Source organism: candidate division KSB1 bacterium, assembly GCA_022566355.1.
Lineage (GTDB): Bacteria > Zhuqueibacterota > JdFR-76 > JdFR-76 > DREG01 > JADFJB01.
Genome location: JADFJB010000135.1, coordinates 1 through 11,893 on the forward strand (window position 1 = coordinate 1; position 11,893 = coordinate 11,893).

10 protein-coding genes and 1 tRNA gene are annotated in these 11,893 nt (G+C 38.7%); 4 read left to right on the top strand and 7 right to left on the bottom strand.

The features are described from left to right. From IIC38_17735 to IIC38_17750, 4 genes are all read left to right on the top strand, one after another. Positions 1-510: transketolase (locus IIC38_17735; GenBank protein ID MCH8127772.1), on the top strand; the 510-nt coding region annotated here is incomplete at its 5' end. 589 nt (positions 511-1,099) lie between these two features. Further along, positions 1,100-2,503 carry a dihydrolipoyl dehydrogenase gene (gene lpdA, locus IIC38_17740; GenBank protein ID MCH8127773.1) on the top strand — a complete coding sequence of 468 codons (1,404 nt, stop codon included), beginning with the start codon at positions 1,100-1,102 and terminating at the stop codon, positions 2,501-2,503. 118 nt (positions 2,504-2,621) lie between these two features. Then, entirely contained in the window at positions 2,622-4,592 is a 1,971-nt protein-coding gene (locus IIC38_17745; GenBank protein MCH8127774.1) for a hypothetical protein, read from the top strand. A gap of 11 nt (positions 4,593-4,603) precedes the next feature. Continuing rightward, entirely contained in the window at positions 4,604-5,545 is a 942-nt protein-coding gene (locus IIC38_17750) for a pyridoxal-phosphate dependent enzyme (protein MCH8127775.1), read from the top strand. A 29-nt stretch (positions 5,546-5,574) separates the two neighbouring features. On the opposite strand, the gene IIC38_17755 is transcribed toward IIC38_17750, so the two are convergent. The 7 genes from IIC38_17755 to IIC38_17785 all read right to left on the bottom strand — a co-directional run. After that, positions 5,575-5,658 (bottom strand) — tRNA-Leu (locus tag IIC38_17755). A gap of 179 nt (positions 5,659-5,837) precedes the next feature. Continuing rightward, on the bottom strand, positions 5,838-6,179 hold the full coding sequence (locus tag IIC38_17760; protein ID MCH8127776.1) for a hypothetical protein: 342 nt from the start codon (positions 6,177-6,179) through the stop codon (positions 5,838-5,840). A gap of 309 nt (positions 6,180-6,488) precedes the next feature. Then, entirely contained in the window at positions 6,489-6,716 is a 228-nt protein-coding gene (locus IIC38_17765) for a hypothetical protein (protein MCH8127777.1), read from the bottom strand. A gap of 170 nt (positions 6,717-6,886) precedes the next feature. Further along, positions 6,887-8,722 carry a M61 family metallopeptidase gene (locus IIC38_17770; protein ID MCH8127778.1) on the bottom strand — a complete coding sequence of 612 codons (1,836 nt, stop codon included), beginning with the start codon at positions 8,720-8,722 and terminating at the stop codon, positions 6,887-6,889. A 346-nt stretch (positions 8,723-9,068) separates the two neighbouring features. After that, positions 9,069-9,641: a transposase gene (locus tag IIC38_17775; GenBank protein MCH8127779.1), complete on the bottom strand. Its 573-nt coding sequence runs from the start codon at positions 9,639-9,641 to the stop codon at positions 9,069-9,071. A 51-nt stretch (positions 9,642-9,692) separates the two neighbouring features. Further along, positions 9,693-11,513 (bottom strand): exodeoxyribonuclease V subunit alpha, encoded by a 1,821-nt coding sequence (recD, locus tag IIC38_17780; GenBank protein MCH8127780.1) that lies wholly within the window; start codon positions 11,511-11,513, stop codon positions 9,693-9,695. 133 nt (positions 11,514-11,646) lie between these two features. Continuing rightward, on the bottom strand, positions 11,647-11,893 hold a 247-nt coding region (locus IIC38_17785), incomplete at its 5' end, for a hypothetical protein (protein ID MCH8127781.1).

Genomic DNA, 11,893 nt, shown 5'->3' on the forward strand with positions numbered 1-11,893 from the left:
GTTGCAGATCGCAGTAAGTTTGCCAATACCGATCTCAAAGCTGCAGCTAAAGGATTATATGTCATCCGTGATTTCGATCCGGATAAAGCCAAACACGGCTATGTTGTCGTGCAAGGATCTAATTCCACCGTCAACCTGGTTAATATTTTGCCACGCCTTGAGGACGAAGGAGTCAATGTCAAAATTGTTGCGGTTGTGAGCGAAGATCTCTTCGACCTTCAATCCGATGATTACCGTCAGTCGGTTTTCCCACCAGAGGCGAAATATGACATGATGGTGGTGAGTACCGGAACAAGACGTGTCTGGCCAGTCCGAGATGTAGGGCTGTTGACGGACGAATATTCGCTTACTTCTGACTGGGATAATCAGTGGCTTACCGGTGGAACCGAAGCGGATGTTATCGCGGAGGCCCGTCTGGATTCAGAGTCGATTTTTGCTGGAATTAAACACTTCGCCTTAGAACGGGAGCAACGCCTGGAACGCCAACGCGACTTGTTGGCGGCTTTATAGCCTAACGGTACGCATGGAACAATAACCCAGAAAGCCGGAAAAGATAGCAAATCGTTTGTGGCTTCCAAAATTATGGCCTAGCCTTCCGGGAAAAGTCCAGGTTCGAGCGCTTTCATTATCCATGAGTAAGTTTTAAAGATCTACAAGCATGGATCAAAAGTCTACCAAAATAAGAACCTTGCGGCCCGAAATTTCTAGAAAACGATCCTATATTTTCGTAAACGCCGCATGGTATATCGATATCTGAAAACCAAAACCCAACGAGCTGTTAATTGAACTGGGAATAGCGTTGATGAACCAAACGCTAATTAAGCGCGATTGGTCACTAGCGTTTGAAAAAAAAGAGTGAGCCATTAATTAACACGGATAAAATAGCTTTAGGATTTGAGGGCACAGAAACTATCATTGGTTTCTTTTGAATTATTCAAATTTTAGTAATAGTGCTTTCCCATAAACAAGTATTTTGCTTGAAATTATCGATTATTTTCCTGATCTTTTTTTCATTTCAAATTAGGGTAGAATTTGATTGGTTAATTGTTTCTTAGTTTAATGAAACTAACGGTTATGTAAGTTTTAACTGGAGATAAATATGGTAGCAAACAATGCTTTTGATTTGATTATAATTGGAGCCGGTCCTGGTGGATATGTCGCAGCAATTAGGGCCGCTCAATTGGGAATGGAAGTTGGCGTTATAGAGCGGGATGCGCTTGGAGGAATTTGTCTGAATTGGGGGTGTATTCCCACGAAGTCCCTGTTGCGTAATGCAGAGATCGTTAATCTTATAAATCGAAGTGAAGAATTTGGTATAAAAATTTCCGGTATGGAATTGGATTTTAATAAAATAATTCAACGAAGCCGGGATGCCGCCAATCAATTGTCAAAAGGTGTGAACTTTCTTTTCCGAAAGAATAAAGTTGTACACATCCAGGGTTTTGGTCGAATTAATACCGACAAATCCATCCAGGTTTTGGATAAGAATGGAAGTATCACACAAACTTTGCAATCGAAAAGAACCATTATCGCAACCGGGGCAAGACCCCTAACCGTTCCAGGCATTGAAATAGACAAAAAAAAAGTGATAAGCTATTTTGAGGCGATGGTTTTAAAGGGAATCCCAAAATCAATGATTATCATTGGCGCCGGTGCGATCGGGATAGAATTCGCATATTTTTATAATGCCTTGGGAACAGAAGTCACTATAGTTGAAATGATGCCGCGAATATTGCCGGTCGAGGATGAGGAAATAGCTAAAATTCTTCAGAGAGAATTCAAAAAGTCCAAAATGAAAATCTACACTGACACGAAAGTGAGTGGAGTGGACACAAAAGGCAAAGGCGTAACGGTTTCAATCGAAATGAAATCAGGGAAAAAAGAGCTAAAAGGCGATATCGCTTTGATGGCAATAGGCGTCCAAGGGAATGTCGAAAATATGGGATTGGAGGAACTAGGCGTGAAGGTTGAAAATGGGGATATCAAAGTCGATGAGTTCTACCACACCAATATAGATGGGATTTATGCGATTGGAGATGTAATTGGACCGCCCTGGCTGGCCCATGTGGGATCTGCAGAAGGTATCACCTGTGTCGAAGCTATGGCTGGTAAAAGTCCCTTGCCGGTTGATTACACAAATATTCCTGGGTGCACTTATTGTTTACCCCAGGTTGCCAGTTTAGGCATGACTGAAGAAAAAGCCAAAGAAGCGGGTTATGATTTAAAGATCGGGCGCTTTCCCTTCAGAGCCAACGGTAAAGCCTTGGCTTACGGAGAACCGGAAGGATTGGTTAAGCTAATATTTGATGCAAAATATGGAGAACTTTTAGGTGCGCATATTATCGGATCTGAAGCCACTGAACTAATCGCTACGCTTGGAATTGGAAAGTCTTTGGAAACGACTTATCATGAAATTCACAAGACGGTTCATGCTCACCCAACTTTTTCGGAAGCGATTATGGAAGCTGCTGCGGATGCGGAAGATGCCGCGATTCATATTTAATGAACTGGAAATACTGTTTTTGAATTTATAGTAACCGGTGTATGTTTTATTAAAATGCATTGAAAAATAACGAATATCCAAGCAGAAGTACCGTATTTTCAAAAAGCACTGGAGTTAAATGTTTATCCGGAAATCAGTCAAAGAATCAGTAACTGAAAAATTAATCCAAAAATATGATAAAAATCATCAAAAGCGGATTCTCTGTGGTGTAAAACAGGTGGGCCGTTTTTGGGAGAAAAAGGATGGTTCTCCGCAAGAATTTGAAGATTTTTGTTTATCCAATTTTTATGCAGAATCCGAAAGACTGAATAAACTCTTTACCCGCCTGGAAAAGAATTTCGAATCTCTATATGGTAATTTCCACCGTGTTTCCAGGCAATTTTACTGGAACATGCATGTTGAAACAGGCCCAATGTTGCCTATCGATTATCAATTTGCCAATGTCAATGTTTTTGCTCATATCAACGACGATCTATTCCAAGAAAAAATCGCATTTACGATTTTATTGAATTTTCCGGTGTATTCACTGGATGAAAAAAGCAGTACAGACTTAAATTGGTCCAGAAGAAAGTGGGCCGAGACTCGACTTGCCGACTACTTTAATGAACGAACACCCGCGGCTGTTAAGACGAAACGCATCCGGGCATATGTGGCCGCGGATGACTATGTGAATAAGTATAATTTTAATATGTATTGTTTGATCATTGATACAGGTGAAAGACTATTCCCCAAGGAACTTATTCTGATTAGCCATTGGGGTCTTCGGGATGAAATAAAAGCTCAATATATCAATGAGGATGGATTAAAAAAGCAACAACTCATTCAGAAAGTAATGGAACGAGTGGTTAGACAAGAAATACCGGAAGCCGTCATCGATTCAAGTGAATGGGACTGGAATCCATTTACTAATGGAATCTGGAAGGCTGGTACTAAGGAAAAAGGGTACAAAGAATTTGAGTTGAATCGCCGTTATGAATTGCTTGGAAATGTCTTTGCAGCAGAAATGGTTGTAGATCAATATATGCCGGATTACCCGAGCCTAATTGCACGTCGATTCAATCAGGACCGTGAAATTTCGAAAGAGACTGTGACTGATTTACTCATATCAATCCTATCGGCTCCTGTCGTCCAAAAAACTGCTGAACTTATTCGAAAACGATTAAGTCGTGATTTGCAACCATTCGATATTTGGTATGATGGGTTCAAACCTAAGAATGCAAAATCTGAATCTGAATTGGACGCCCTGGTTTCACAAAAGTATGGTTCATTGGAAATATTTCAAAATAAGCTTCCGGATATTTTAATTGAATTGGGATTTTCTCAAAAGACTTCAAATAGTCTTGCTTCACATATTCGTGTAGACCCCGCCAGGGGCGCTGGCCACGCCGTGGGTGCAATGATGCGTGAAGATAATGCACATTTAAGGACAAGAACTCCTGAAACTGGTTTGGATTACAAAGGATTCAACACCGCAATGCATGAGCTTGGACATACCGTTGAACAAGTGTTTTCACTCAACGAAATGGATTTTTATTTTCTCGAAGGAGTGCCCAATACTGCGATTACCGAAGCGTTTGCGTTTCTCTTTCAGAAAAGAGACATGAATATTTTAGGGGTTCGATCCGACGGAGGAGAGAGTAAAATTCTGCAACATTTGTCAACCTTTTGGTCAACTTACGAAATATGCGGAGTGGCATTAGTAGATATTGGGATTTGGGATTGGATGTATAAACATCCCGAATGTACCAAAGAACAAGTGCGCAATGCTATCTTGGAAATAGCTTTTGAAATCTGGAATAAGTACTATTTCCCTGTTTTTGGAATTAAGGACCAGGTATTGCTGGCAGTTTACTCACACATTATCGATTGCGGAATGTACATCCCAGATTATCCGTTGGGCCTTATTATTTCATTTCAGATTGAAGAATATATGAAGAATCATGACCTGGCCACAGAAATGGAAAGAATGTGTAAATTGGGGAAGTTATCTCCACAGGTGTGGATGTGGCAAGCTGTTGGGGAAGAAATATCGACTCAACCAATGATCCAGGCCGCCGTGAAGGCAGTTGACTATTTTAATAACCAATAAAGACTGTAACTATGAGTGTTCAATTTGAAGATGTAAAAATTGCCCATGAAAGGATTAAGGATTATATACATCGAACGCCAGTTCTTACCTCGAAGACTTTAAATACAATTGCAAATGCAGAACTATTTTTTAAATGTGAGAATTTCCAGAAAGCAGGTGCATTCAAATTTAGAGGAGCAACCAATGCTGTTTTCTCATTATCAAACGAGGAAGCACAAGCCGGTGTGGTTACACATTCGTCAGGGAATCATGCCGGCGCTCTGGCTCTTGCAGCAAAACAACGAGGTTGTCCGGCTTATCTGGTCATGCCGGTTAACGCAACAAAAGTAAAGAAAGAAGCAGTTCTTGGGTATGGCGGAAAAATCATAGAGTGTGGAACCACCATGAGTTCCCGGGAGGAAGTTGTCCAGCAAGTCATTGCTGATACAAACGCTGCTCTTATTCATCCTTACAACGACGAACGAATAATTGCTGGGCAGGGCACAGCTACTCTTGAACTGGTTGAAGAAATCGATGATCTGGATGCAGTGCTGGCTCCTGTCAGTGGGGGAGGGTTGTTGAGCGGAACAGCCATTGCTGCAAAAGGGTTGAAAAAAGATATTTTGGTCTTTGGCTGTGAACCGAAAAATGCTGACGATGCTTATCGATCCATGCAGTCCGGTAAACTTCAATCTATCGATAATCCTCAGACAATTGCAGATGGGCTGAGAGCTTCTCTTGGAGATAAAACATTTGCGATCATCAAAGAATTCGTTGATGGCATTTATTTGGTAACTGAAGAAGAAATAATAACTGCTATGAAATATTTATGGGAAAGAATGAAAATCGTCGTTGAGCCTTCCGGATCTGTAGGGCTGGCTGCTTTATTGAGATCAAAACCAGAGTTGTATGGGAAACGGGTTGGGATTATTCTTTCCGGAGGAAATGTGGATTTAGGGAATTTACCATTTTAAGGGTTGGAATTATGGCGAGTAAAACTTAGTGCCGAAGGGGAGATTCGAACTCCCACGAGCTTGCGCTCACTAGACCCTGAACCTAGCGTGTCTGCCAATTCCACCACTTCGGCATTTTATTGCGGAGTAAATATAAATTCTATGATAACCAAAATCAACTGATTTGTAAAAGATATTGGCTGGAGTGTCTGTTATATTTGGATTTGGGCTTAGATGAAACTACTGCGTATTGTTTAACATAAACATCGGGGTTTTTAAAATCTAGGTGTTTCATAATTTCAGAAATTCACTACTACATTTTACCCGCAGAAAGTTTTTTCATATTCGGAGAAATAGACTGAGAATAGCCATTACCCACTATGAGTAATTTTTCCTGCCAGGTTGCGTAGCCTTCCAAAATGATGAGGATACCATATTCACCCTTGCGAAGATTAATGCTTAAATCGCCGTCTTCGTTGGTCATGCCGATAAATTTATTATTGATATAAATTCTTCCCTGGGCATTGAGGGGTTTACCATTATATTTAAGGTCAATTGAGAATCGGTTTTCGCCGATTCTTATTGTTTTTGAATTACAAGAAGAAATGAGAATCAAACACAATACTGCCATTGTAATTTTGATTATATATTTCATGATTAACTCCTGATTAGAATTCATGTATACAATCGGACAGATTTCGAAATGCTATAGGATTTTTTAACGAAATCATCAGGAATTGTAAATAATTAAAAAAGAGGGCAGCATTAAAATGGATTCAACAAAAAATTCTTAAAAAACTAAATTCCGGGTGTAGATAAAAGGAGATGCCTATTAACTCTTATCCTTTGTATGTCAATCGGAAAGGGAGATGATCTCTGCGTTTCCCTGAACACTTGTTACGTTCACATTCCCATACGAGTCCACAGCCAACTCCTTCGTAACGGTAATATATTAATATAGTTACTATGGATTTATAGCCCAGTATGCACACCCCCGGTTTCTGTGAGATTTGTAGCCTTGGATTTTGTTTTCGGCGAGATCGAGTACGAGGATATCCCCCATATAAGGAACTTCAACGTAATGTGTGCCTTGCACAAGCCCTGTGGAGCCTGTCCCTCCACCGTTATCTACTGTTGTGCCGTTAATTGTCACATCATAAACATAATTGTTGGTAACATTGACATAAAACATAGCCTTATCTCCTTTGATTAATTGCTTGGTTCTATTGCAAAAATGTGCAATTCTGATGCTAAAATATTGAGGTTAATCAAATACCATGCAACGTAATTCTTAATAAAGAAAAAAGAGGTTGTTAATTTTTTAAAGAACCATTTTTGTAATTCTATTTCAATAATCTGTTTCTACTCCATATGCTCCTTTTCCTCCTCATCCTTCTCTTTTTCATTCAGCCAACTTTTACGAATCTCTTCTTGAAGCTTTGTGGGGTCATCGACTTTTTCTATCTTAAATTTATCATTTTTTGCTTTGGTTAGTTTGATTTGGATTTCTTGCAGCTTCTCTCTCCGAAAAATCGTCAGGTTAACAACATCCCCGGCTTGGTAATTTTTTAGAAGAAAATCCAGGTTCTTTTGATGAACACGGTTGCCGTCCAGGGCAACGAGTATGTCGTCAATGTCTAAGCCGCTAGCATATGCAGGTGAGTCTGGACTAATATTCGAGATTTTTGTCTGTTTGTCGTCCCCGCGGGTTCTGATACCCAGGTAAACATCCGGTGTTTTTTTATCTTTTTCCTCAACCAGTTCTAACCCTGCATGGTTTAGAAATTGGTTCCAATCGATAACCTCTGTTCCATAAATATTCTTTTGAAAAAAAACATCAAAATTCTTTCCTGAAACTTTTTTAATTGCTTTGAGCAGATCCTCTTCGGTGAAGCCCTGGTCTTTTTTTGCATAATTTACGTTCAAGTATCTGAAAACATCATCTAAAGATTTTTTATTTTTCGTGAGATGTCTAATTTCCAAATCCAAAAGCAGACCAAGGATATTCCCTTTTGCATAAAAAGAATAAAACGTATTTGGCGGCGCCCCAAAACTCTTTGCCCAGCTCTCCCAACTCACATCAGAAACTGGAGTTACCTGGTAGCCAAAATTATTCTTATAACCCTTAATTGTTCTGGCCCAATTGGACAAATATTTGGATTCACTTACCAGCCCGGAACGAACAAGCGATAAACCTCCATAATAGCTGGTAATTCCTTCACTTACCCATAACAATGTTGTATGGTTTGGTTTCGAGTAGTCCGGATGGTAAATACCTTTTGGCCGAATTCGCTCAACATTCCATGCATGAAAAAATTCATGAGAAGTTACACCGAGAAACCCCCTGTAAAAATTCTCGTTCTCAAAATCAGGAAGACCACGAACGATGGAGGTAGAGTTTTTATGCTCTACGCCATGGCCCATTCGATAAGGCACCAAATGGTACATGAACAGGTAACGTTTAAAAGGTACATCCTGCATCATATCTACCTGGTCTACCACTATCTTACGAATATCATCAATAATCTTTTGATCATCATAGTTACCTTCACCCTGAATAGCAATTTCGAATATGGCGTTTTTGTATTCGAATGAGAGCAATTTGAAACTAGGGCTGATTAAAAATGGTGAGTCAGCAAAATCGTGGTAGTTACCTATTTTGAATAAATCTTCTGACGAGTCATAGTCCATTGGTGTAGCGATTTTCCAATCATCTGGTTTTTTGATTTTCAGCGTTACCGGCAGCATCTCTTTGCCAGGGATATACATAAAGCAAGTAATGGGATTGAAGTACGCCTCCGCGTCATCAAGATAACTAGCACCGGCATCAAGTTGCCTGGCGTAGTATTTATATTTAGCTGTCACTCTGGAAGCGCCCTTGGTTTCTATCCGCCATGTAACCTTATCTATTTTTCGAAAATCCAGTGATTTATTTTTACCGGAAATAGCCTCAAACTGGACGATGTTCTTAGCGAAATTTTGTACGATGTACCTACCGGGTCGCCAGTCTGGTATCCGAAAATCAATAGTATTGTCTTTAATATTTTCAACGGTCATTGTTATGTGATAATAATGGGAATTGGGTTCCTGCCAACTTAGATGGTAGGAGATTTTTATCTCTGCTAATATGCTTGAGCTAATGCCTAGAATCATAAAATTAAGTATCAACAGATTTGACAGTGTCATTTTCAATTTCATAATGTCTCCTATCTTAGCAGTGTTTTAAGTAATATAGAAATTGAAACCAAGGAATTAATAAGATTCCAGGGTTAGTAAGTTAACTTCATTTAAAGTAAGGTTATTTAAGAATTAATCCAAAGGATTAATAACAACAATTGCTTGTGAAATTTTCCATTTTGTATCGTTAACAATTCGGCAATACGAATTTTGTTTGACTTAATATCCGTTCCTTCATAAAAAATTTGTGGCTTGATCCTTGGAAAAATACGAACCAAGCAAATGAACATCTTTCCAGGTTGAGGTGCTTCATATTTTTTAGGAAAACCCCGGGGTCTTCAAGACCCCGGGGTTTGTAAGGCTGCATTCAATCAAAGATATAATTACCAAAATTTTCAGGATATTCAATCGCTATATCCTCAACGAAATTTTCATATTCTAATGCATCAGCAAAAAGCGATTTAATAAAGTCTTTATCTATAAATTTCCCATTTCTTTTACCAACAAATTCAAGATAATTAGAGAATGGCCAATCTTTTAGCTCGGTTACTAAATGGGCTTTAAGAGAATTTAAGTGAATATAACGACAAAGATGTACTAAATAATTATCCCTATCAACATGGATAGACTTAAACCGATGGGAAAAAAGTGAACCAGTGCGGTTGTATTTTTTATTGAAAGCTTTTACGTAGGCATTCAGCATTGTAGACATGAAACCTGATATGTCTTTATCACCATCATTTCTCAATAAAAAGTGAAAGTGGTTTGGCATTAAGCAATATGCTATTACCCTGATCTCAAAATTTGATACATATCTCTTAAGTAACTTTAGAAAATGATAATAATTATCTGTTTCTAAAAAGATTCTTTGCTTATTTGCTCCTCTATTATAAATATGATAATAAAAACCTTTGATAAATTTTAAAGATCTTTTTGGCATTGATCAATTAGTTTCTATAAAAAAACACTGGGGTTTTTAAAACCCCGGTGTTTAATAGTCCCAAACTGCGTCTCTCAAACCGGAAGTTCGTTTAGTCTTTCTCGAAACTGCTGCACGAAATACTTGCTCATTGCTCCAAACTTCAACCTGCTTTGCAGCCCTGGTTATTCCCGTATAAAGCAATTCTCGACTTAAAATAGGAGAGTCTTTATCCGGTAATATCATGATGACTTTATCAAATTCTGAACCCTGGCTTTTATGGACTGTAATGGCATAAGCAATTTCATAAACGGGTAATCTAAAAGGCCTTAACTTGCGTAGGGCTCCATCTGGCCCTGGGAAAAATACACGTAATTCATTGTCGTTATCATCATTAGGAAATACAATACCAAGATCGCCGTTAAAAAGATTTAGGCTATAATCATTTTCGGTTATGAGAATGGGCTGTCCGGCATACCATAATTCATTTTGTTTGATGTTGTTTTTCCTTTTGATAAATTGTTCAACCTGGGCATTGATAGCTTTTACACCAAAAGGTCCTTCCCGCAAAGCACACAAAATTCGAAACCTTTCAAATTGGTTGAAAAGTTCTGCGATATTTTTTGAATCTGAAATTTTGCCAAACTCGTGTAAAATATCGGGCAATATATGATCCGTTAAATCATGCCAGGTTACATCTGGATATTGATCGCTTTGAAGAACATCAATAGCGTGATCTGCTTCTCCGGAATTTACAAATTGGCTTAAAGCTCCTATGCCTTTCTGAGATTCAAACCGATAGCTTTTTTGGAGTCTTACAATACAATCTTTGATTCCGGATTTATTTGTTTCAATTGTTCTTATTTCTAATTTTTGTCTATAAAGCCCTTCAATTCTTTCAACGAATTCTTGAGTATAATATTGTTCTAAAGTAGATCCACAAATATCAGCCAGCACCGCTCCGGCTTCAACAGAAGCGAGTTGATTATTGTCACCCAAAAGTATCAGCTTTGAATTTGAGGGGAGTGCAGAGGTTAGCTTCGTCATCAATGCAAGATCAACCATGGAAGCTTCATCCACAACGATTACATCCACTTCCAAAGGGTTGTCCGTGTTATGTCTGAAATAAGGTGAATATGGAATTGTACCAAGAATTCGATGGATTGTTGCGGCCTCTTCCGGAATCATGGCTCTTATCTCATCGGGACAATTTAATTCCTTTTTAACTTGTTTGATTGAATCCTGAAGACGAACTGCAGCTTTACCAGTCGGTGCTGCTAATTGAATTCTCAAATTTCCGCAGTTATTTTGTGCGAGCAATAGCGCGAGAATTTTAGCCACTGTGTGGGTTTTCCCGGTGCCCGGGCCACCAGTAATGACACAGAAGTCTTTCAACAAAGCTGTTATTGCCGAGAATTTTTGCCAATCGATTTTACCATTAGAATTTCCAGAGAAAAGGCGATCCAACAGGTTGTTTACTACTAAAGGATTATTTATCTCTTGTATCTTATGAACTCGATCTTTAATAAATTTCGCCAAGTTTTCCTGGTAAGTCCAATATCTGTTAAGATAGAGTCTGTTTTTGTTTTCGAGAATGAGGGGCTTGAATTCACCGGGTTGACCCACGACCGTGGTGTTTGAAAGTTTAGCGATGAACTCGCTTGTTGAAGGAATCTTGGATTCAATATTTTCACCGTATTTATTTTTAATAAAATCGGGATTATCAAATTCATTAAGATCCAAACAAATATGACCCTCCCTTGTTTGGCTGCTTACCAAGGCAGAAGCTAAAAACAGTTCCTTATCCTGTGATTTGGCAAGGCGCATCATCATATTGGCAAAATGGAGGTCTATGTGGGAGATTGATTCGTTTTGTTTTAGGGTATGTTGCATATTAAATTAGCTAGAGCGATTGACAAGGCCATGTTGAATTAAATCAAGCCATGCTGAGCGGAGTCGAAGCATGTTATTTTCTCGTAAGTGATACCGCCGTTCGACTCCGTTCAGGGTGGCTTTTAACAACTCTTTAGGTTGTGTCATCAGTATTAATTATCCTTTTAGTTAATTCATTTATAATATTTTCAGCAATTAAATCTTTAATTCCGAGCTTTTCCCTGACTTTTTTTGCCAACCTTAGATCTTTCAACATCAAATTCAGCTCAAAATGCACCTTATCATGTGTTTCTCCGAAATCACATCCACATATAAATTCTGATTTAAACTTTGCAACACCAGATAAAGCTGCAGTATTGTCAAAAACATCCTTTATTCCT

Bases quoted from the DNA above. Each gene is read 5' to 3' on its own strand.
- lpdA (MCH8127773.1), top strand. From the start codon at position 1,100: ATGGTAGCAAACAATGCTTTTGATTTGATTATAATTGGAGCCGGTCCT.
- IIC38_17745 (MCH8127774.1), top strand. From the start codon at position 2,622: ATGTTTATCCGGAAATCAGTCAAAGAATCAGTAACTGAAAAATTAATC.
- IIC38_17750 (MCH8127775.1), top strand. From the start codon at position 4,604: ATGAGTGTTCAATTTGAAGATGTAAAAATTGCCCATGAAAGGATTAAG.
- IIC38_17760 (MCH8127776.1), bottom strand. From the start codon at position 6,179: ATGAAATATATAATCAAAATTACAATGGCAGTATTGTGTTTGATTCTC.
- IIC38_17765 (MCH8127777.1), bottom strand. From the start codon at position 6,716: ATGTTTTATGTCAATGTTACCAACAATTATGTTTATGATGTGACAATT.
- IIC38_17770 (MCH8127778.1), bottom strand. From the start codon at position 8,722: ATGAAATTGAAAATGACACTGTCAAATCTGTTGATACTTAATTTTATG.
- IIC38_17775 (MCH8127779.1), bottom strand. From the start codon at position 9,641: ATGCCAAAAAGATCTTTAAAATTTATCAAAGGTTTTTATTATCATATT.
- recD (MCH8127780.1), bottom strand. From the start codon at position 11,513: ATGCAACATACCCTAAAACAAAACGAATCAATCTCCCACATAGACCTC.